Consider the following 22251-nt stretch of genomic DNA (forward strand, 5'->3'; position numbering starts at 1 on the left):
AAAGTGATCATTCTATGTTTTTTTCTCTTTTTCTGTGCTTTCTTTCCTCTTCAAAGATAAACCGTATGATCTCTTCTCTTTCCATGGTATCGATATTGATATACTGGGCACGGTGCTCGTATAGCCCCCGGTGCTCATCCAGCTCCCTGACAGCGATCACTTTTGCGATCAGTGTGTACTCTTTATCTTTTCCGTCGATCAGGAGATGATATTTGCAGCAGATCAGGCTTCCCTGTTCATAAGCATAGTCTCCTACGAACCGGATTCCACCGCCACTGATATCAACAATAATGCTGCGGGTCAGCGGAAGTCCCGGTACCAGATAGTTATTATTCTGTTCAACTGCCTCTATCTCCTCTTTCTGCAGACTCCTTGCATTCATTTCCAGTGCACAGCTGAGACGGTAATATTCTCTGCGCTGGAATCTTCTTAAGTTACTGGTCAGCTCCAGCAGAAGAAGATATTTATTGTCTGTCTTGTATCTGTCTATAATTTTTGCAAAGCACTGATACAGTCCGTTTGTTGTATAAAAATACAGATCAAATTCTTCATCTACCGGAAGCAGGATCAGCTTTGATTTTTCCATAGGCATATAGATCTCCAGACGATCCTCTGATACCACATCATATACAGTAGTCTGATAAACCTTCTTTTTTTCTGTTTCTCCTGTGAATTTTACCCGTCCGGCGGACTGAATCTCCACTCTGTTTCCCGGAACCACATATTTTGACAGCATCAGTTCTCCCCCTGACCTCTATTTTTCTTGTTGCCTATCATATGTGCAAAAAAGGCTGCCATGCCACGTCTTGCCACATTTCTGTTCAGTTCCACATTCATCAGCCTTGCTGCGATCTCCTCATAAGCAAGTGCTGAAGGCGCTCCCGGATTCTGCAGGGAAACCGGCATCTGCTGCATGACCGCCCTGCTTAAATGGGTATCGTTCGGCACTGCTCCCAGGTATTCCATAGAAAGGCTTAAGTATCTGGTCACAACGGAATTTAATTTGTCATACAGGATCCTTCCCTCCTCCTGTCCGGACACTTTATTAGCGACCATCTTGATCCTGACTGCCTGTTCTTCAAAGTCAGGATGTCTTCTCAGTGCTTTCAGCAGGGAATAGGAATCCGTAATAGAAGTGGGCTCCGGTGTCGTCACCAGCAGGATCTCTCCGCTGGCTACCAGGAATTCCAGCACGGAATCGGAGATCCCCGCTCCTGTATCTATAATGATCACATCTGCAATAGAATCTAACTCCCTCAGGTTTCCGATGATATAAGTCAGATATTCCTTACCCAGGTTGGAAAGTCCCGCTATTCCGGAGCCCCCTGAAACAAATCCCACATCCATAGGACCCCAGGTGATAATTTCCTTCATGCTCTTTCCCTGATATATCATATCACAGAAATTGTGCTTGGGAACTGTTCCAAACATGATCTCTATATTGGCAAGTCCGAAATCCGCATCAAGGATCACCACCTTCTTATCCATTTTACGAAACTGGATCGCCAGGTTAATTGCCGTATTGGATTTTCCCACACCGCCCTTACCACTGGTCACTGTGATCACTCTTGCTTCAGGCTTTGCTATATTATTCGCCTTTATGATATTTCTTAACTGCTGTGCCTGATCCATTCCTTACCTCTCATTCAATTCATACCATTTCCGGGCTCATTACTTTCTTGCGTCTTTTCTGCCGCCAAGCAGCAGCTTTACTGTTTTCTGTGGATTAAAGCTTTCCAAATCATCCGGTACATTCTGTCCGCAGGTAACGTAGCAGATCTCTGCTCCTGTATAAAGCCTGATATTGAACATATTACCCCGTTCCTCTGTTTCGTCCAGCTTGGTAAAGATCAGTCTGTAATCAGTTACCTCCCGGTAAGCATCCACGATCTTCTTCAGGTCATTATATTTTGTTGTAGCAGAAAGAACCAGGAATACATCTGTATCTGTCAGTCCATCTGCTGCATGGATCAGTCCCTTTATGATCTCTCTCTGATCTTCATTCTGGTGGGCATGTCCTGCTGTATCCACCATGATATAATCATAATCCTGGAAATCGCGGACTGCCTGGCTGATCTCTTCTGCGGAATAAATGACTCTGAAGGGTACCTCCAGAATACCGGCATACGTCCGAAGCTGTTCAGCCGCAGCGATCCTGTATGTATCTGCTGTCAGAAGAGCTACCTTCTTTTTTTTATCAAGCTGATATTCTGCTGCGATCTTGGCAATGGTTGTTGTCTTGCCAACACCGGTCGGTCCGATAAAGAACACAACTTTTGGTCCCTTCTGGCTTTCTGTCAGTTCCTGTGAATTTCCAAATTTCAGTATCATTTTCTGATAGACATCCGCCAGCGCATGATCAAACGGTGTTCCCGGCTTGTTGTTCTTCTCCATCTCATCAATGATCAGGTTTGCATATTTTTCATCCACTTCATTATCCAGCATGGTATTGTATACCAGTTTGATAAATCGGGACATTTCATCTTCCTTTATCTCTTCTTCTGGCGCTTCTTCTGTTTCTTCCTCAGGCTTTTTCAGCTGCTGCTCCAGAAGACTGTGCAGACTGTCCAGCTTCTCTTCGATCACACTGTTTTCCAGCTGCTTTTCAAAATCCTTCTGTCCCTGAGGATCTCCTTCCGCCACATGCCGGCTCTCTGCTGTTTTCTCTGCTTTTACAGCATTACCATTCTGGGTGTCTGTATTCTTTCGCAGTGACTGCACCTTCTGTTCGCTTTCTTCTTCAAGAGCCACCGTGACCTCTGTCAGCTGTGGAAGCAGGAATCCAAAAGGTCCTTTCCGTTTTACCTTGCGCACATTCATGATCACGACTGCGCTTCCCAGTTCTTTTTTTGCAGCTTCTACTGCATCATTTTCTGTTTTTGCCTGAAATTTCTTTATTATCATGCTGTCACCATTCCTACCGACTGCAGTTCAACATTATTCTCTATCTCATTATAGGATACTACGATCAGATCCCTGTAATAATCCTCAGTCAGACGCTTAAAGTACATTCTTACAATGGGAGATGTTACAATGATCGGATTCTTGCCCAGGTTTTCCAGCTTGGCAATCTCATCCCCAACACTCTTCATGATCGCCTTCGTTTTTTCGGGATCCAGCGTCAGATATGCACCGTTCTCTGACTGCTTTACGCTTGCCATGATCTCCTGCTCCAGCTTCGGATCCAGCGTCACTACACTGGTGGTTTCATTAGCTGGGAAGAACTTGCTGGAGATTGCTCTCTTCAGGCTCTGTCTCACATACTCTGTCAAAATATCTGTATCCCTTGTAGAAGGTGCATAGTCCGCCAGTGTTTCAAATATAGTGAGCAGATCCCTGATGGAAATTCCCTCCTTTAAGAGATTCTGCAGCACCTTCTGGATCTCGCCAAGGCCAAGCAGCTTTGGTGTCAGCTCTTCAACCAGTGAAGGATTGGTATCCTTCAGGTTATTAACAAGATTCTGTACATCCTGTCTGGTAAGGAGCTCTGAAATATGCTGTCTGATGATCTCTGTCAGATGCGTTGCTATAATGGACGGCGGATCTACTACGGTATAGCCAAGACTCTCTGCTCTTTCCCGCTGTCCCTCTGTGATCCAGATAGCCGGCAGATGGAAGGATGGCTCGAAGGTAGGGATACCTGTGATCTCTTCCTCTACATAACCGGGATTCATGGCCATATAATGATCAAACAGGATCTCACCTTCACTAACCTGGATTCCCTTGATCTTGATAATATACTGGTTCGGGTTCAGCTGGATATTGTCACGCAGTCTGATGATCGGCACTACAGTACCAAGCTCAAGTGCGATCTGTCTTCTGATCATGACTACACGGTCAAGCAGATCACCACCCTGATTCACATCAGCAAGGGGGATGATGCCATACCCAAATTCCAGCTCAATAGGATCTACCTGCAGCAGACTGTTGACATTTTCAGGCTGCCTGATCTCCTCTGCTGCGATCTCCTCCTCGTCTACCTCATTCTCAATCCTGGCTGTTTCAATCTCTCCGGCGATCACACGGCCACAGACAATGAATACCAGTCCGAGAGTCAGGAAGATCAGTGTCGGGAAAGGAGTCACGATACCAAGGGTACAGATAATGATCCCTACTATATATAATGCCTTGGGTATTCCAAACACCTGTCTGATCAGCACTGCACCAAAATCGGCATCCTTTGAGCCCTTTGTTACCAGAATACCTGTTGACAGAGAGATCAGCAGAGACGGGATCTGGCTGACCAGACCATCACCGATTGTCAGGATCGTATAGGTATTTAACGCATTGTTAAAGTCCATTCCACGTCTCAGGACTCCCATGGCAATACCGCCCACAATATTGACTGCAGTAATAATAAGACCTGCCGTGGCATCTCCCTTTACATACTTCACAGCACCATCCATGGAGCCAAAGAAGCTTGCCTCCTCCTGGATCTTATCTCTTCTTCTCTTGGCCTCTGCATCATTGATTGCACCGGTATTCAGATCCGCATCGATCGCCATCTGCTTACCGGGCATGGCATCCAGAGTAAAACGTGCTGTTACTTCAGCCACACGTTCAGAACCTTTATTGATGATCATAAACTGGACAATGATAAGGATCAGGAAAACGATCGCACCTACGATCAGGTCACCGCCTCCGACATAATTACCGAAGGTCTGGACCACTTCACCAGGATCCCCCGTTGTCAGAATCAGTCTTGTGGAAGAAATATTCAGGGCGATCCTGAATATCGTGGTGAAAAGAAGGATGGTCGGAAAGAATGACATATCCAGAACCTCCTTGGCAAACATTGCCGTAAACAGGATCGTAAAACCAAGAGCTATATTACAGGCAAGGAGAATATCGAGAAGCCAGCTCGGGATTTGTATGATCATCATTACAAAGGCTGCAACCAGATATGCTGCAACTGCCAGATCCTGTTTCTTCATCTTTTTTCTCCTTTCCTTTTATTTATGCTTTACCCTTCAGATGATATACAAACGCAAGTACTTCTGCCACCGACTGATAAAGCTCCGGTGGGATCAGTCCCCCAATATCCACATTAGCATACAGCATTCTGGCAAGCGGCTTATTCTCTACGATCTCCACATCATGCTCTCTGGCGATCTCCTTGATCTTCTGTGCCAGAAAATCCTCTCCTTTAGCTATGACATAAGGCGCATCGTATTTATCAGGATCATATTTGATCGCCACCGCATAATGAGTCGGATTGGTAATGACCACATCTGCTTCCGGAAGCTGCTGCATCATACGTCTTCTGGACGCTTCCTGCATCCTCTGCTTCTGTTTACCCTTGACCTGTGGATCTCCCTCCTGATTCTTATACTCATCCTTGACTTCCTGCTTGGTCATCTTCATGTCTTCTTTAAACTTATGCTTCTGATATGCATAATCCAGAAAAGCGATCACCATATAGACAGCAGAGATCCTGATCCCCACATCAATGGCAGTTTCTCCCACCAGCGAAATCGCCTGATTGAGGCTCATATCATACAGTAGAAAAACACCTGCTATTTTATCCTTCATGTAGCTGTAGACAACATAACATATAATGCCGATCTTAGCTATGGATTTCAGAAGCTCGATCAGTGCATTTGCTGAAAAAATACGTTTAAATCCAGATATGGGATTGAGCTTGCTGAACTTTGGCTGCAGAGGCTTGCTGGTAGGCTTCCACTTAACCTGTACCACATCACATACAACTGCAACTACTACTCCAATCAGAAAAACAGGAGCCAGCATCAGAAGCATCTTCAGGATGACCGTATGGAGCAGGACAAAAAGCGCTGCTACCGGGATCTTTCCTCCATACATGGTGATTGCATCCGGGATCTGGTTGTAAATACCGGAGAAACAGTCTACCATATTTTCCCCGAGACTTCCCACATATACCTTTAGCAGTATGAACATGGCAAGCAGTCCAAAAGCATTTCCTATCTCCTTACTTTTGGCTACCTGTCCTTCTTTTCTGGCATCCTCCAGTTTTTTGGCGGTAGGCTCTTCTGTCTTTTCCCCGCCTGGTCCATCCTTTGCAAAAAACTGCAGATTATATTCTAAAACCATAGAGCTTTCCTTTTATGCACTCATTACCCTGACAAAGCTGACAACCATACGCTTCATCTGTTCGTAAATGAAGCCTGCCGCATCCGGCAGCATCGCCGTTGTTACAAAAAGCACACAGAAACCCACCAGCACCTTCATCTGGATACCAACTGCAAACATATTCAGCTGCGGTGACACCTTGGCAAGAATGCCAAGCACAGCATTCAGGATAATCATCACTGCAAAGATCGGCAGACAGATCCTGAAGCCTACGATAATATAATCTCCCATAAAGGTGATCAGTGCCTGCAGCAGTGCATCGTCATGGAACACCGCTCCATTAATGGGAATCAGTTCATAAGTCTCAGCAAGTGCTTTCAGCAGATATCTGTGCATGCCGGAGATCATGAGCAGAAGCAATACCATATAATTGTAATATACACCGGTAATCGTCGTCTGCTGTTTGGTAGCAGGGTCAAACAGACTGGCCATGGAAAGCCCCATCTCCATATCTGCAATCTGCCCCGCAAAGGATACTACCGCCGTGCAGAGGTTGGCTCCAAAGCCTATCAGGAATCCGGTTACTGCCTCTTTCATAACAATAATGGTATATCCTGTCAGTGTATCATATGCAGCCTCCTGCTCCGGTCCTGTCTGATATAACAGAACCGATATAAAAAAAGCAAGTCCCACACGCACTCTTGACGGCGTATTACTCATGCTGAAGAATGGTGCAATATAGACAAAGCTGGCAACCCTGACAAAAATAAGAAGAAATAATTCAAGATCACCATAGCTGAAACTGTAATCTATCATATCCTACCTGGTATACAGACTGAAATTAGACCACAGTCTGTTCATAAATTCTGTTATCTGCGTAAGCATCCAGTTTCCCAGCACGATAATGGACAGAAAGACTGCCAGTATCTTGGGTACAAAGGTCAGTGTCTGTTCCTGGATCGATGTTACTGTCTGAAAGATACTGATCAGAAGCCCCACGATCAAAGACACCAGAAGAATCGGCGCTGATACCTTGATCACAAGAAACAGGGCATCGCTGGCAATTGCCGTAACGTCATCAATACTCATTGCTTATGCTCCTTCCATCATTTGAATGTCCTAACCAGATTCACTATGATCAGATTCCATCCGTCTGCGAGTACAAACAGCAGGATCTTGAACGGCATGGATATCGTTGTAGGCGGCAGCATCATCATACCCATACTCATCAATGCTGATGATACCACCATATCGATCACGATAAACGGTATATAAATAATAAAGCCAATGATAAACGCTTCCCTTAGCTGCCCCACCATAAAGGCCGGTGCCAGCACTGATAACGGAATATCATCCAGCGCCCCGCTCTCCCAGCTGTCACCGCTGATATCCATAAATACATCCACATCCTCTGTCTGTGTCTGCTTATACATAAATTCCCTGAGTGGCTGGATCCCTCTTTCCAAAAATTCCTGCTGGTCGATCTCCCCCTGCTCCATGGGGACAACCGCTTCCTCATAGATCTGTGTCATGTAAGGACGCATAATAAAAAAGGTCAGAAATAAAGCTAACCCAATCAACACCTGATTCGGAGGCGCTGTCTGGGTATTTAAAGCCGACCTTGTAAAATGCAGAACGATCAGTACCTTCGTAAAAGAGGTAAGCATGATCAGAAGGGTTGGTGCCAGTGCGATCAGCGTCAGTGTGATCAGAATCCTTAAGGATCCACTCACCTGTCCGTTTCCATTATTATAGGTAACTGTCATCGTATTGGCAATATTCAGTTCCGAAAGCTCGTCAGGAGTGCTGGCCGTTCCCGGTTCTTCAATATTCGTCCTTTCCTCTGTACTGCCCGTAAGGTGGGAATCCACCTCTGTTGCATATACACTGGAAGAAGGGATAATAGACAATATGCCCACCGTCAGCAGCAGGCATATGATTTTCATTATTCTGTTTGCATGGAAAAACTTTTTCATGCGGTTCAAAACTCAGTCATCCTCTTTTGCGTTCTGTTTTTTAAACTTTTCCAGTATGTCACCAAAATTCAGATTCTGTCCGTTACCATTTTCATGGAACTGGATCTCTTCTCTGGACAATTCAGCCAGCATATGAATTTCATCTTTTCCCACTGCAATGACCAGATATCTTTCACCTGCACGTACAATCTGCAGATATTTATTTCCGGTAACCCGCATGGTCTCAATCACTTCAAGATTACACCCTGCTGCCTTTGTCTTCTGGTACCCTGCGATCCATCTCGTAGTCAGCCAGGTGACCGCAAGGACAAAGACGAACAGGATCAGTACTGTCATAAACTGTAAAAACCCATCCGTTCTGTCCATACCTGTCAGAAGCATATTATCCTACTACCTTCTTTACTGCCTCCAGTACACGATCTGCCTGGAACGGCTTTACAATAAAGTCTTTGGCTCCACTCTGGATAGCCTCAATAACCATTGCCTGCTGACCCATTGCTGAACACATGATAACCTGTGCAGAAGGATCTGCTGCCTTGATATTTTTCAGTGCCTGAATGCCATCTACCTCCGGCATCGTGATATCCATCAGAACAAGATCGGGCTTCAGCTCGTTGTATTTTTCAAGAGCCTTTGCTCCATTCTCTGCTTCTCCGGCAACATTATAACCATTTTTGGTCAGAATGTCCTTAATCATCATACGCATGAATGCTGCATCGTCTACAATTAAAATATTCTTTGCCATAACTTTTCTCCTATACTTTTCTATTTAATGATCTCCGTTACGCGGACACCAAAACTCTCTTCGATTACTACTACTTCACCTTTAGCTACAAATTTTCCATTTACCAGCACATCTACCGGCTCTCCGGCGATCTTGTCCAGTTCGATGATCGTACCCGGTACAAAATCCAGAATCTCGGCAATGGATTTCTTCGTCCTTCCAAGCTCTACGGTAACCTCCAGCGGTACATCCATGATCAGGCCGATATTCTCCTGACCTGGCATCTGCCCCTGTCCTGTGGCACTGGAAAAGTTCTGGAACTGTGCAGGCTGAATATTCATGCTCTGCTGCTGGCTCATATCCATCTGTGGCATTCCATAGCCGGGCATCGTACCCATCTGCGGCATTCCGTAGCCAGGTGCCATGCCCATCTGTGGCATTCCATAGCCAGGTGCCGCACCCATCTGCTGTGTGCCCATCTGTGGATTCACGCTTCCTGCCGGAGCAGCTGCTGTCGGCGGCACATATGGCGCTGGTTCCGGTGCTGCCGGTGCAGTGGCTGGTGCCGGTGCAGTGGCTGGTGCCGGTGCGGAATCCTGCGTGGATATAAATGTTTCATAAAGGCTCTTCGCAAATTCTATCGGATAAAGCTGCATGATCGTACTGTCTACAAGATCTTCGATCTGCATCCGGAAAGAAATCTTTACAAAAGTATGTGAGAGGAAATCTGCAATGTCTCCACCAAATTTAAAATCCTGCAGATCGATCCTGGTTGCTTCCGGGGGACTGATATCGATCATTTTCCCAAGCATCGTTGACATGGAAGTGGCCGCTGATCCCATCATCTGGTTCATCGCCTCGGAAATGGCACTCAGATGTAGCTCTCCGAGTTCACCATCTGTATTACTTCCATCTCCTCCCATCATCAGGTCTGTGATCACCTTAACGTCATGCTCCTTGAGTATCATAATATTGGAGCCATCAAGTCCTGATGTATATCTGATCTGAATAAAGACGCACGGTCTTTGATAATCCCTAGTCACCGTATCCCAGTTTGCAAGTTCAACAACTGGGGTTGTAATATTCACTTTTCTGTTTACCAGCGAATACAGTGTTGTTGCAGAAGACCCCATGCTGATATTGGCGATCTCTCCAATAGCATCCTTCTCTGTATCACTTAACAGGTTTTCATCAATCGGATCTGATTTGATCTCTGATCCCGAAGTACCTGCACCTTCTGTTTTCGTACTGTCATCTGCTGCAGCATTTTCTGCTTCCCCGGCATCTCCTGTCTTTGCAGGATCCGCTGTGGTATCGCCATCTGCACCCTTGGAAAGATCCATCCCACTAAGTAGTGCATTTATTTCATCCTGCGATAACATTCCATCCATGCGTTCCTACTCCTCCTCTCTGATCACCGACATGACCCGAACAGCATATTTATCACCGTTTGAACCAGGAAGTGCCGTGAACTTCTTGATATTTCCTACATATACATCCATTTCTGAAGCAACTCCTGTTCCCAGCCTGATCACATCTCCCAGCTGCAGGTTTATAAAATCATTCACTGATACAAGGCTCTTTCCAAGTACAGCCCTGACAGGAACATCTACCCTTTTCAGCATAGCTTCCAGACTTTCACTGTAATTCTCAGTGCTTTCCTTCTGCATGGTAGAAAACCAGTACTTCGTATTCAGCTTGTCCATGACATCTTCCAGCGTAAAGAAGGGAAGACAGACATTCATATGTCCTTCCACGTCTCCGATCTTGACATTCATCGTTACGATCGCGATCATGTCACTTGGCGCGATCACCTGTGCAAACTGTGCATTGGTCTCAATCCTCTCCATTACCGGATTGATATCAATGACATTCTTCCATGGTTCCCTCATCAGCTGCATACAGACAACCATCAGCTTTTCCAGAATGATCATCTCTATCTCTGAGAAGTCCCTGGCCTTATCAAGCGGCTGTCCCTGTCCGCCAAGCATTCTGTCTATCATGGCAAATCCAAGATTGGATGCCAGTTCTATGATAATATCTCCATTCAGCGGCTGGAAATCTACAATCCCCAAAATGACCGGATTGGAAAGCGAATTAGTAAATTCCGAAAATGTAACAGTCTCAGAGCTGCTCACCGACACCTGTATATTCTTCCGCAGATAAACCGGAAGATTGGTCGACAGCAGTCTTCCATAATGCTCATAAATAATTTCAAGTGTCCGCAGATGCTCCTTGGAGAACTTCGCAGGTCTCTTGAAATCATAGTCCTTAACCTGTTTATCTCCTGTCTCCTGCATCTGGTCAACATCCAGTTCTCCGGTGCTGAGTGCAGCCAGCAGATTGTCTATTTCACTTTGAGACAGTACCTCGCCCACAGAAGCTCACCTCCTTCATCCATTCTTCAGTCCCACATCTGTGTGCTATTGATAAAGTGCACTGCTCAACGTTACATTAAATATGAACTTGGAGTCAAACATCTTCTGTACTCTTTCAAGGATCTGCTGCTCCACCTCGCTGCTGCTGACCTTGATATCCTCCAGCGTATAGGAAGAAACAACATCATTGATCTCACCCTTGATCAGGCTTTCTCTTGTACTCAGATCACCATATGCCTTATAATCCTTGTCCTTCGAATTCATGGAAAAGGTCACAGTAATCACAGCAACATGGTTCGCCGTATCACCATCTGTACTTTCAAGAGGGATCGTCAGATCTGCAATATCATATGTTACAACATCTGACATAGGAACTGTTTCCTGTTCTTCTTCACTGCCATCCTCTCCAAGATCTATGGAGATCGCTGCTGCGATATCTCCCACAAGTGCTGCCGTTTTCTTATTGGTTCCGGTCACACTTATCAGTGTCACAGCGGAAAGCACGACATTTACAATCAGAAGTGCAAGAATTACGATAGATATCAGATTTTTTTTCATTGTTTATAGTCCCCTTTATATCAGTAAGAGCTGAGTTCATTATAAATCTTGATCTCGACCCGTCTGTTTTTCGCTCTTCCTTCTGCGGTAGAGTTATCAGCAACAGGATCATATTCCCCTCTGCCAGAGTGCTTGATCATCGCCGGATCCAGTGTGGTGTTCTGCACCAGATAATAAAATACCGAAAGTGCACGTCCATCACTAAGCTCATCATTATTGGAGTATTTCGCTCCGGACATCGGCACATTGTCCGTATGTCCTTCTATTTCAATCACACCAGGACTGTACTTCTGCAAAATAAGTCCCACCTGGTTCATGATAGGAAGTGCTTCCTCCTTAAGCTTGACACTTCCGGAGTCAAAGAGTATCGCTCCATTCAGTGTCAGCTGCACATACTGGGATGTAAATTCCACATCGATCTCACTATTTAGGTTCTTTTCCTGAAGCGTCTCGCTGATCTTCTCTGCAAGCTCCTCAGAAGCTTCCAGCTTCGCCTGTTCCATGGCATCTGCTGCTGATTCCAGATCATCCGGGATCACATTTCCTTCCGCATCCCTGCCAGTGCTGTTAATATAATTATCCAGCTCATTCAGCTGGCTGACACCATTTGAGATCAGAAGTCCGTCACCAATTGCAGATGCACCTGCCGAAAATATGCTGAACGTCTGATTAAAGGACGCTGCCAGCAGTTCAAATTTCTGGGCATCCATGGTAGACATGGAAAACAGCATTACAAAGAAGCACAGCAAAAGATTCATCAGATCACCAAAGGTCGACGTCCACGCAGGGGCGCCCTTGGGCGGTTCTTCCTGCTTCCTCTTAGCCATTCTCTTCACCTCCGTTGTCACCCTCCTGCATGATCCTGTCACCAGGTGAAAGGAAGGACTTCAACTTCTCTTCTATGACTCTCGGGTTCTCTCCTGCCTGAATAGAAAGAAGACCTTCGATCATGATCTCCTTCATCATGATCTCTCCCGAGTTATTTGTCTTAAGCTTGCTTGCAACAGGTGTACAGATCCAGTTTGCAAGCAGGGATCCATACAATGTCGTGATAAGTGCTACCGCCATGGACGGTCCGATAGCTGAAGGATCATCCATTTCATAAAGCATGTTTACAAGACCGATCAGGGTACCGATCATACCCCAGGCAGGACCCATGGCTCCAAGATCCTCCCAGAAGGAAATATTCTTCTTATGGCGGTCTTCAATACTGATCAGCTCCGTTTCCATAATTCCTCTTACAAGATCCGGATCAGTACCATCCACAATAAGCAGGATGCCCTTTTTCATGAAATCATCATCCAGATCCCCTGCTGCCTCCTCCAGGGAAAGCAATCCCTCCTTACGGGCAACATTGGAAAGATCTATGATCTTCTGTATCATGGACTTCGCATCCAGATCAGGAGCCTTGAAGATCAGGGTAAAGCTCTTCAGTCCGCCGATATAATCCTTCAGTGTCGATCCCATCAGGATCGCAAAGAATGAACCGCCAAATGTGATGATCATTGACGGCAGATCCAGATAACGGTTAATATGTGCAAGGCCGGCACTCTGTATCATACCGAAGGCACACATTCCAAAACATAATAACAGCCCTAAGAGAGACGCTAAATCCACGATTAATACCTGTTTTTGCGTTAATGTGCAAAAATTTCCTTTCTATAAGATTTTACAAGATTTTTTATCTCTTGTCTACTTTCTTTTATAATTATTTTTCTGCCCGTGGTAAAGAATACCACAGTATCCGGTGTTTCTTCAACAACTTCGATCAGATCCGGATTTACTAATACTTTAGTCCCATTGATCTTAGTTACCTCTATCACTGCTGCTTTTCCTCCAAAACATCTGAAGGAACCGGCTCCCGGTTCCCCCAGAATTTCTGTTTTAAATTTTGCTTTGACAGCTGTCTATGCTGCTGTCAGCCCCTTACTGTCTGTCTTATCGTTTCAGGTTGGTCAGCTCCTCGAGTAATGTATCTGATACGGTGATGATACGGCTGTTTGCCTGGAAACCACGCTGGGTTGTGATCATTTCCGTAAACTCAGAAGAAAGATCCACATTACTCATCTCAAGGACACCGGTATTCATATAGCCGCCGCCCGTTGTGATATCTGTTCCGATACCATCGAAATCACCAGAGTTCTGTGTTGCAGAATAGAGGTTATCCCCTTCCTTGGCAAGACCGGACGCATTTGCGAAGGTTGCTACTGCGATCTGTCCAAGAAGTCTGGAGCAGCCATTATCATAGTTTGCATAGATCATTCCATCCTTCTGGATTTCGATCCCGCTCATTTCCCCTACCTTACGTCCGGCGCCATTTCCCTTGGCATCTCCGCGGATCGGAGAAACAGTGGAGGAACCGTTGTTGTTCAGATTGGAGCATTTTGAAAAATCAATAGTGATATCAGTAAAGCTCGGGAAGGTTCCCGTATCAAAGTGCAGCGTCAGTGTGCTTTCTGTTCCTCCTGCTGTTCCCACATTTTTAAAGGAACCGTTTGTGGTATTGAACTCCAGAAAAGTATCAGTAAGATTTGCGCCTTTCTGCTGCAGGCTTGCCTTTGTCTTGTCAGCCAGCACCGTCTTTCCCTTGGAATCCAGGATATCATCCAGCTGTACTGTAAAGGTTCCATCTGTTGTTGTGGAGTGCACACTCAGCTTTGCTGTATATTTGTAGCCCTGATTATCATAGAACTCCAGGTTCATGATCTTTCCGGCTTTGGCATTGATATTAGTATCATTCTTATCAATGATACCGGAAATCCTTGCTGACTTGGTCGCCTCCGGAGGATATGTCATGTTTTCTGTTGTCATGACCCGGAGAGCAGATACGGTATCCTGCTTGATCGCAGATGCATCGTTAGGATCTACCTGCCAGCCCATAACATTGTATCCGGTACTGGTCATTGCCAGATTTCCAGCGCCATCCACGTAGAAGGAACCGTCTCTGGTGAAATAATTGTTCTGTCCGTTGTTTACAATGAAGAATGAATCCCCGGTGATCATGATATCAAAGGGATCGTTTGTTGTCTGGGAAGCACCCTGGGTTGTGATCGCTGTCTTGATCGCGCTTGTCTTGGCACCAAGACCGATCTGCCTTGCGTTGGTACCGCCTACTCCGGTTGTCGGATTGGCACCGGATGCAGCCTGTGTGGTCTGATACATCAGATCACTGAATGTCATAGACTGTGATTTGTAAGCTGTGGTATTTACGTTTGCAATATTATTACCAATTACGTCCATTCTGGTCTGATGGGTCTTAAGACCCGCAACACCAGAATATAATGATCTCATCATAGGAAAAATGACCTCCTTTAGTGTAAGCCGCTTCTGTTCCCTCTGTCAGTCAGGAACATCAGCCCCCGTAAGGTCCGGCTGTTTAAATAATAACGGCTCCATCAATATTTGTAAAAATGTTTTCTGTGGCATCCTGTCTGTCCATGGCAGTCACTACGGTGCTGCTCGGAACATTAACAATAAATGCCAGCTGGTCTACCAGCACTAATGACTCCTTAATTCCCTTCTGCTGTGCTTTTTCAGTTCCCTCCTGCAGTCTGTCAAGCTGCCCTCTGGAAAGCTCGATCTGACGATCTGCCAGCCTGCTTGCCGCATGCTTGGAAAATCTGACTGTCTGTGTTTCCTCCTGCTTGTTATTCAGGATATCCTGAAAGGAAACACCGTTCCTTTCCTGCCCCTTCTTTAACTGTCCGGTTCCGGAAAGGTACTGATCCTGCACCTGTCTGAGGGAAAGGAATCCACTATCCTGCACTTTCATCCTGTTCTCCTCCATGAGTGGAATCTGCATCCTTGTTATTCGGTTTTCTCAGTATCCTTGCCTGCAGGATCCTTTCCTTCAGACCCTTCTCCGCCTTCTGTCTTATCGCCGTTCTCAGTCTTATTCTCTTCTTTAAGTGCCGTGATCCTGTCTATATAGCTCTGCAATTTTTTCACATCACTTTCCGGGATAAAGCTCTTCTGGTAATCTGTCATGGCATTATAAGCCTTCTGGAGAGTCTCAACCTTGTCCTTATGCTCCAGCGTGAGCTCAGAAACATCCGGCAGGTCATACAGTGTCTTAATAAACAGCTGTGCCAGATCAACTGCATCCTGATAATCCTGGCCTATCACTGCAGACACATCATCGATAGAATATAAGGTACCATCAATAGAAACATATGCCTTGTTGTTTTCATACTTCACGTACTCAACCATGCCCTGTACTTCCTTGGTATTTCCGGCAGAATCCGTTGTCTTAATCAGTACCTGCTTTCCTACCATGGAAGATGCCCTTGATAATTCCAGTGTAGCTGACATATTCTGCATCTGCTCTACCTGTGAGAAGGTTGCATACTGGGAAATATATTCCGTGTTTGAGGTAGGCTCCAGGGGATCCTGATATTTCATCTGTGCTACCAGAAGCTGTAAGAACGCTTCCTTATCCATTCCATTCTTGGATGTGGTGGCCTGCTTGACGGAAGACTGGGATGCGGTTTCCTGGATCTCACCATTTTTAACTACTGCGCTGACGCCCATCTGTTATGTACTCCTTTCTGCACGTCCTATGCGGTATAATCTACCGTCGTGCCATTTGCTTTCATCATGCTTGCTGCCAGACGCTCCTCTTCCTCTGCCGTCTCCTCGAAATCATCCGATAAGGCATTCAGATTCAGACGTCTTCTTGCTTTTTTCTTATCCTGATAGAGGTTTTCATTTCCTCTGTCCTGTCCCTTGTACAGATTGCTTTCAAATGCGTGGCTCTCTACAGTCACCTCTACAGCTTCTATCCTCACACCCTGTTCTTCAAGGGTATTCTTAAGAACTGTCATCTGGCTTTCAATCGCTGCCCTTACACTTTCATTCTGTACCTGGAAATGTGCGGTCACTTCACCGCCCTTTGACACAAGCTGGATCTTCAGTGTTCCCAGTGTTTCCGGATGAAGCTGCATTTCCAGCTGATCCATTTCCGGCTTTAACTGCACCTTCATGTAATCCATGATCTGATCCATGATCTCCTGTGTCTGCGTACTGCTTTCCGCATACGCTGCACTTTCCTGCATCTGCAGGGGTGCTTCTGTTTCCTTCTGCAAAAGAACATTATTATGCACCGGGGCTGCTTCTCCCATGTGCTGTCCTCTGCTTCCAGTCTCCTGTTTTCCATCCTCGTGGGATGTATGTTCTCCGGTATGCTTTTCAGAAACTGCTTCTTCTGTCATACCTTCCTTCTGAATGGTTATAGTCCCATCCATTCTGGCGCTTTCTTCCGGAACATCTGCAGTCCGTACATTTTCTTCCGGCACTGCGTTTTCTGTGTTCTTCATTCCTGTGACATTTTCTGTCACCTGTTCAGGTATCTCCTGCAATTCTGCAAGGCTCTGCGTAAGCTCCTGCGGACTTAAGGAAAATTCCTCCATCAGTCCCTCCTTCACATCGGAAAGCTGCATCAGAAGATTCTGTACGTTATCATACAGACCTTCATCTGTCAGAAGAGCCATGGAGTCATCTGCCCCTGAAAGTGCTACTATAAGCTCAGTCAGGTTCTCTGCATTTAACAGATCTGCCGGTGTAAGAGAAAGTTCGTCCATGGCAGCCTCAACATCTGCCTCTGATACGTTCATCTCCCTGGCCACACTGGCTGCCAGCTCCTGTCCTGCCTTTGTCACTGCATCTTCCAGAGCACCGGTGTCCTTTTCTTCCTTTACACCATTCTTTGGCTTCAGTGTCTGTGTGCTCTTACCGGCTGATCCAAGTTTGTCCCTGATGGACTCTCCCGTATTTCCGGTTTTCTTCACATTCTGCGCTGCAGCAGCTGTTTCATCGCTGCCAGATGTCTTTCCCATGACATCACCAAAGCTTGTGCCTCCTGCATTTTTGATACCTGAGAATGTTGTCTGCGCTGTCTTTCCCACAAGATTCATCAGAGAGTCTGAGCTTCTTACAGGTGTGCTTGTCATTCACATTCCTCCATTCTCTATTAGTCCCTTCAGACTTTTTATCAAGGTACAAAAAATATATCGGTAAAAACAGGCGTTTTCTTAAGATTCAGGATCCATGATCTTGGTCAGCTTAGCTGCCACTTCAGGATCCATGACGCCAAGGATCTTTCCTCTGTCTTCCGCTTCCATGGCATTCAGGATGCGGGCAGCCAGATCCAGATTATCCGTCATTGCCTCAAAGATAGCTGCCGCTTCCTTGGGCTTCATGGACGAATAGGCCATGGCATAATTCTTGACTTCGTCTGTTTCTTCCGTCTGCTGTACGACCTGCTTATACAGGTACTCTGCGGCTGCAGGATCGATTTCCTCGTAATACTTCTTATACTCCTCGATCCCCGGTCCTTTATCCGAATAAACTACTTCTTCGTAAAACTCTGTTTTGATCCGCTGGAACTCTACCTGGCTGTCCTCAAAGGTCTTCAGTCTGTCTACCTCAGCCTGAAGCTCCTTTACTTCATCTGTGCTGGTCGTCTCTGCCGACTTGGCACGTTCCAGCTCCAGCTCCAGCTCCTTGATATAATCTACGGCGTCCTTCAGGTTGTCGTAGCCTCCGTAAGAGCCGCTGTCGCTCTCATCCACGGCAACATCTGTATTCTTTGGCAGGATCAGATTTAAGACCGGCACATCCTTTAAAACCGGTGTCAGCACGTTGCTTCCGAATCCGCCAAAATCAAGCTTGACGATCAGGCACAGGATCGCTACCCAGATCAGCACGATCACAAAGGTAACTGCAAATACAGATCCCTGGTTTCCATCATCGTCCTCTTCAAGCTCAGCCTCACGTCCTGCAATTTCCTTCGCCTTCTGCCTGGCCAGCTTTTTCTGCTCCTTCTGCTCGTTTTTCAGTTTTTTCTTTTCATCCTTCAGACGCTTTTTTTCAGTTTTGGCGTCATCCGGTGTCATTTCATCATCCAACGGCATATTTTATTCTCCACTGTTTCTTTTCTGTCCATAGGTGTAGCTTACCAGTTCATCAATTTCCTTGGATTCTCTGGCATTTTCTTCTTTCATAAAGCTTTCAAAGGCCTTTTCCTTCAGTTTCTCCTGGGTTTTGCTTTCCTTCATTGCTTCCGTCAGCTTTTCCCTGGCCTCCTCTAGCACCTTTTCCGCCTTTTCCACAGCCCTCTGCTGGGCTGTGATAAGCCTCTTCATATTCTCTATGGCATCCCGGTTTTCCAGGATATCTCTTACATTCAGTCCACTTTCCTGAAGTTTTCTTCCTTCTTCCACATAAGCATCTTTTCTTTCCTTCAGCTTCTGCAGCTTATCTTCCTCCAGCGTCAGCTGCAGTCTTGCCTTTGCAAATTCATTTTTGGCCTGTTCTTCCAGCTTCTGTTTGATGTCCAGGATGCTCTGCATCCGGTAAATAAACTTTGCCATAATTATCAGGATCCTTCAAAAATATGCTCCAGCAGCTGTATCGTTTCTTCAAAGGTAAATTTGTCATTGACATCCTGCTGCAGAAAGGCATTTACCTCCTGGATCTTGCTGACCGCATAGTCAATCTCAGGATTGCTCCCCGCCTTATAAGCGCCAATATTGATCAGATCCTCTGCCTCATTATAGGTTGCCATGACATTCTTCAGTTTGCCGGCCAGCTGCTTATGCTCCCTTGTTGCAATCTGGCTCATACATCTTGATATACTCTGCAGCACATCAATAGCCGGATAATGATTCTTATGGGCCAGCTTCCTGTTCAGCATGATATGACCATCCAGGATGCTTCTTGCTGTATCTGTGATCGGTTCATTAAAGTCATCACCGTCTACAAGCACGGTATACAGTCCTGTAATAGATCCCCTGTCCGAACAGCCTGCCCGTTCTAACAGTCTTGGCATTTCAGAATATACGCTTGGCGGGTATCCCCTGGATACCGGCGGCTCACCGCTCGCCAGCCCGATTTCCCTCTGTGCCATGGAAAAACGTGTCAGGGAGTCCATCATCAGAAGGACATCCTTTCCCTGATCCCGGAAGTACTCTGCGATCGCAGTCGCAGTCTGGGCTGCTCTTTTTCTTTCAAGCGCCGGTCTGTCGGATGTGGCAACCACGACCACTGACCGCTTCATGCCCTCTTCCCCGAGATCCCTCTCTATAAACTCGCGCACCTCACGTCCACGTTCTCCGATCAGTGCAATGACGTTGATATCTGCTTTTGTATTTCTGGCAAACATACCCATAAGGGTCGATTTGCCAACACCGGAGCCTGCGAAGATCCCGATACGCTGTCCCTTGCCGACTGTGATCAGTCCATCTACTGCTTTCACACCAAGCGGCAGTACATCACAGATGATCTTACGGCTCATAGGATCCGGCGGTGGTGCTTCTACCGGGTAGTCAATGCCGCCATGCAGCTGCTCCCCTTCCATCCTGCCAAGGCCGTTCAGTGTTTTTCCAAGCAGCTCCTCTGATACCTTTACTGTGAGGGCATGCCCTGTATTCTCTACGACACTTCCCGGTCCGATCCCCTCTACCTTATCATAGGGCATCAGCAGGACCTTTCCTTCCTTAAAGCCGACAACCTCCGCCTGAACCGGCTTTTCCTCTGTTCCTCCATTCCGGGAGGAGATCAGGCAGATATCTCCCAGCTTTGCCTGGGGTCCCTTCGACTCTGTCGTCAGACCTACCACATTTACAACCCTTCCTCTTACCTTGAAAAGGTCTTCCTGCAGTACCTTGTTATATTTATCCCAATCAATGGTCAGTCCCACTTCTTTTAAAACCTCTACTTCAAAGCTTCATAGGAAAGGAGCTTCAGCTTCCTCGTAAGTTCAGAAAGCTCTGTATCCAGGCTGCAGTCATATACTCCGTTTTCTGTTTCGATCATGGCCTGTCCGGCAGAAAGTGTCTTATCCTCTGCAATTTCAACAGATACTGTGCTTCCACCCGCCTCTTTCTGAAGCCGTTCCTTATTTTCTTTCACATTCTTATAATCATTTCCGGATACATGGATCAGGAGATTCCTGCACCCTTCGATCTTCTGCATGGTATTACAAAGCAGTGTGGTCACCAGCTCATGATAGTCTGAAAGATCGACTTTGAATATATGTTCATAAATTCCTGTCAGTGCCTCAATGAACCGGGGTTCCAGCTCCCGTTCTTCCTTTTCAAAGGCAGCCTGCAGCTCCTTAAGCTTCTGCTGGTATTCCGCTTTTACAGCCTCTGCTTCCTGCCTTCCCTGGCGTTCCCCATCCCGGTAGCCGTCTTCTCTGGCTTCCTCATAGGCCTTTTTCTGGATCTCCGCAGTCTGCTCCTTCGCCTGTGCGATCATCTCATCCGTCTGTGACCTGATCTTTTCAAGCTCATTCCTGGCTTCCTCGATTTCCTGCTTCAGCGCATTTTTTTCTTCTTCCTGGGAATCAGGACCAGTGTCATTCAAAAGCGCATCTACCACTTCTGTATCCTCTGGCTCTCCTGATATTTCCTGCGCACTGCTTTCAGCAGTACTCTGAAAAGAAGCACTGTGAAGTACTTTATCCAGCTTCTTTTCAGCCAGTGCATTATTGTCTATGATACGTTTGTCCTCACTGTCCATATGGATCAGTCCGGATTTATACAAATTCTTAAACAACGATCTCGTCTCCTCCGCCTCTGGAAATAACAATTTCGGCAGAATCCTCCAGCTTTCTGATGATGTTTACGATCTTCTGCTGTGCCTCTTCCACGTCCTTCATACGGACAGGACCCATGAACTCCATGTCTTCCTTGATCATAACTGCAAGACGCTTGGACATGTTGTTGAAGATAGCTGTCTGCACCTGCTCATTAGCGCCCTTAAGTGCAAGGGCAAGGTCATTATTGTCCACATCACGAAGAACTCTCTGGATTGCCCTGTCATCAAGCAGCAGGATATCCTCGAATACAAACATCTTCTTCCGGATCTCGTCCGCCAGCTCCGGCTCCTCGATCTCCAGTGTTTCCATAATATGCTTCTCCGTTCCACGGTCTACCGTGTTCAGGATATCTACCACTGCGTCTACACCGCCAATGATCGTGTAATCCTGGTTGACCAGTGACGAAAGCTTGGATTCCAGCACCTTTTCCACCTCTTTGATCACATCCGGACTTGTTCTGTCCATCATGGCAATACGCTTTGCCACATCGGACTGCCGCTCCGGCGGCAGTGCTGATATGATCATCGCTGCCTGTCCGGCCGGCAGATAGGACAGGATCAGGGCGATCGTCTGAGGATGCTCATCCTGAATGAAATTCAGCAGCTGGGAAGCATCTGTCTTCCGCACAAATTCGAAAGGTTTTACCTGCAGGGACGCTGTCAGCTTGCCGATCACATCCATTGCCTTATCTGCACCAAGTGATTTCTCAAGGACTTCCTTGGCATAACCGATACCACCTTCTGCGATATACTGCTGTGCCAGACAGATCTCATAGAATTCGTTGATCACGTCTTCCTTGATCTGCGGCGTAATACTCCGTGTATTTGCAATTTCAAGTGTCAGCTCTTCAATTTCGTCTTCCTTCAGATGCTTAAATATAGAAGAAGACCTCTCTGGTCCAAGGGCGATCAAAAGGATCGCTGCCTTCTGTACACCTGACATCTTATCGTCCGGATATCTGCTCAT

General features: G+C 46.3%; 25 protein-coding genes. All 25 read right to left on the reverse strand.

Features of this window, described 5'->3' with window-relative positions; genetic code table 11:
- Window positions 1-7 precede the first annotated feature (7 nt).
- The gene (locus WJQ40_RS00200; protein ID WP_118797623.1) at window positions 8-736 is read right to left on the reverse strand and encodes a flagellar brake protein; all 729 of its coding nucleotides are present in this window, start codon (window positions 734-736) and stop codon (window positions 8-10) included.
- Complete coding sequence (locus WJQ40_RS00205; protein ID WP_118797622.1) at window positions 736-1632, reverse strand: MinD/ParA family protein; 897 nt, start codon at window positions 1630-1632, stop codon at window positions 736-738. The genes WJQ40_RS00200 and WJQ40_RS00205 overlap by 1 nt, the downstream gene beginning before the upstream one ends.
- A 39-nt stretch (window positions 1633-1671) precedes the next feature.
- Complete coding sequence (flhF, locus tag WJQ40_RS00210) at window positions 1672-2904, reverse strand: flagellar biosynthesis protein FlhF (protein ID WP_262573460.1); 1233 nt, start codon at window positions 2902-2904, stop codon at window positions 1672-1674.
- Window positions 2901-4934, reverse strand: a complete 2034-nt coding sequence (flhA, locus tag WJQ40_RS00215) for a flagellar biosynthesis protein FlhA (RefSeq protein ID WP_337537514.1) — start codon at window positions 4932-4934, stop codon at window positions 2901-2903. The genes flhF and flhA overlap by 4 nt, the downstream gene beginning before the upstream one ends.
- A gap of 22 nt (window positions 4935-4956) precedes the next feature.
- Window positions 4957-6069, reverse strand: coding sequence for a flagellar biosynthesis protein FlhB (gene flhB / locus WJQ40_RS00220; RefSeq protein ID WP_337537515.1), 1113 nt, complete (start codon window positions 6067-6069; stop codon window positions 4957-4959).
- A 12-nt stretch (window positions 6070-6081) separates the two neighbouring features.
- On the reverse strand, window positions 6082-6864 hold the full coding sequence (gene fliR, locus WJQ40_RS00225; RefSeq protein WP_118797618.1) for a flagellar biosynthetic protein FliR: 783 nt from the start codon (window positions 6862-6864) through the stop codon (window positions 6082-6084).
- 3 nt (window positions 6865-6867) lie between these two features.
- Window positions 6868-7137 carry a flagellar biosynthesis protein FliQ gene (gene fliQ, locus WJQ40_RS00230; protein WP_118797617.1) on the reverse strand — a complete coding sequence of 90 codons (270 nt, stop codon included), beginning with the start codon at window positions 7135-7137 and terminating at the stop codon, window positions 6868-6870.
- A gap of 17 nt (window positions 7138-7154) precedes the next feature.
- Window positions 7155-7994: a flagellar type III secretion system pore protein FliP gene (gene fliP, locus WJQ40_RS00235; protein WP_337402819.1), complete on the reverse strand. Its 840-nt coding sequence runs from the start codon at window positions 7992-7994 to the stop codon at window positions 7155-7157.
- A gap of 42 nt (window positions 7995-8036) precedes the next feature.
- A complete protein-coding gene (locus tag WJQ40_RS00240; protein WP_118797615.1) occupies window positions 8037-8405 on the reverse strand; it encodes a flagellar biosynthetic protein FliO in 369 nt (122 codons plus the stop codon).
- A 1-nt stretch (window position 8406) separates the two neighbouring features.
- Window positions 8407-8769, reverse strand: coding sequence for a response regulator (locus tag WJQ40_RS00245; protein ID WP_118797614.1), 363 nt, complete (start codon window positions 8767-8769; stop codon window positions 8407-8409).
- Window positions 8770-8789: 20 nt separating this feature from the next.
- Complete coding sequence (gene fliY, locus WJQ40_RS00250; RefSeq protein ID WP_337537516.1) at window positions 8790-10139, reverse strand: flagellar motor switch phosphatase FliY; 1350 nt, start codon at window positions 10137-10139, stop codon at window positions 8790-8792.
- Window positions 10140-10145: 6 nt separating this feature from the next.
- On the reverse strand, window positions 10146-11126 hold the full coding sequence (gene fliM / locus WJQ40_RS00255) for a flagellar motor switch protein FliM (RefSeq protein WP_118797612.1): 981 nt from the start codon (window positions 11124-11126) through the stop codon (window positions 10146-10148).
- A gap of 45 nt (window positions 11127-11171) precedes the next feature.
- Complete coding sequence (locus tag WJQ40_RS00260; protein ID WP_118797611.1) at window positions 11172-11684, reverse strand: flagellar basal body-associated FliL family protein; 513 nt, start codon at window positions 11682-11684, stop codon at window positions 11172-11174.
- Window positions 11685-11704: 20 nt separating this feature from the next.
- On the reverse strand, window positions 11705-12511 hold the full coding sequence (locus tag WJQ40_RS00265; protein ID WP_118797610.1) for a flagellar motor protein MotB: 807 nt from the start codon (window positions 12509-12511) through the stop codon (window positions 11705-11707).
- Window positions 12504-13301, reverse strand: coding sequence for a motility protein A (locus tag WJQ40_RS00270; protein WP_337537517.1), 798 nt, complete (start codon window positions 13299-13301; stop codon window positions 12504-12506). Before WJQ40_RS00270 ends, WJQ40_RS00265 begins: the two co-directional genes overlap by 8 nt.
- 20 nt (window positions 13302-13321) lie before the next feature.
- The gene (locus WJQ40_RS00275) at window positions 13322-13507 is read right to left on the reverse strand and encodes a flagellar FlbD family protein (protein ID WP_118797609.1); all 186 of its coding nucleotides are present in this window, start codon (window positions 13505-13507) and stop codon (window positions 13322-13324) included.
- A gap of 115 nt (window positions 13508-13622) precedes the next feature.
- On the reverse strand, window positions 13623-14978 hold the full coding sequence (locus WJQ40_RS00280) for a flagellar hook-basal body complex protein (RefSeq protein ID WP_337537518.1): 1356 nt from the start codon (window positions 14976-14978) through the stop codon (window positions 13623-13625).
- 82 nt (window positions 14979-15060) lie between these two features.
- The gene (locus tag WJQ40_RS00285) at window positions 15061-15456 is read right to left on the reverse strand and encodes a TIGR02530 family flagellar biosynthesis protein (protein ID WP_262573470.1); all 396 of its coding nucleotides are present in this window, start codon (window positions 15454-15456) and stop codon (window positions 15061-15063) included.
- A 35-nt stretch (window positions 15457-15491) separates the two neighbouring features.
- A complete protein-coding gene (locus WJQ40_RS00290) occupies window positions 15492-16214 on the reverse strand; it encodes a flagellar hook capping FlgD N-terminal domain-containing protein (RefSeq protein ID WP_337537519.1) in 723 nt (240 codons plus the stop codon).
- Window positions 16215-16240: 26 nt separating this feature from the next.
- On the reverse strand, window positions 16241-17632 hold the full coding sequence (locus tag WJQ40_RS00295) for a flagellar hook-length control protein FliK (RefSeq protein ID WP_337537520.1): 1392 nt from the start codon (window positions 17630-17632) through the stop codon (window positions 16241-16243).
- Window positions 17633-17713: 81 nt separating this feature from the next.
- Complete coding sequence (locus WJQ40_RS00300; RefSeq protein ID WP_262573474.1) at window positions 17714-18595, reverse strand: hypothetical protein; 882 nt, start codon at window positions 18593-18595, stop codon at window positions 17714-17716.
- A 3-nt stretch (window positions 18596-18598) separates the two neighbouring features.
- On the reverse strand, window positions 18599-19054 hold the full coding sequence (gene fliJ, locus WJQ40_RS00305; RefSeq protein ID WP_337404010.1) for a flagellar export protein FliJ: 456 nt from the start codon (window positions 19052-19054) through the stop codon (window positions 18599-18601).
- A gap of 5 nt (window positions 19055-19059) precedes the next feature.
- A complete protein-coding gene (gene fliI / locus WJQ40_RS00310) occupies window positions 19060-20376 on the reverse strand; it encodes a flagellar protein export ATPase FliI (protein WP_317246617.1) in 1317 nt (438 codons plus the stop codon).
- Between the two features lie 20 nt (window positions 20377-20396).
- Entirely contained in the window at window positions 20397-21242 is an 846-nt protein-coding gene (locus WJQ40_RS00315; protein ID WP_262573479.1) for a FliH/SctL family protein, read from the reverse strand.
- A complete protein-coding gene (fliG, locus tag WJQ40_RS00320; RefSeq protein ID WP_118797603.1) occupies window positions 21235-22251 on the reverse strand; it encodes a flagellar motor switch protein FliG in 1017 nt (338 codons plus the stop codon). Before fliG ends, WJQ40_RS00315 begins: the two co-directional genes overlap by 8 nt.

The sequence above is a fragment of the Suilimivivens sp. genome, from assembly GCF_037359455.1.
Taxonomy (GTDB): domain Bacteria; phylum Bacillota; class Clostridia; order Lachnospirales; family Lachnospiraceae; genus Suilimivivens; species Suilimivivens aceti.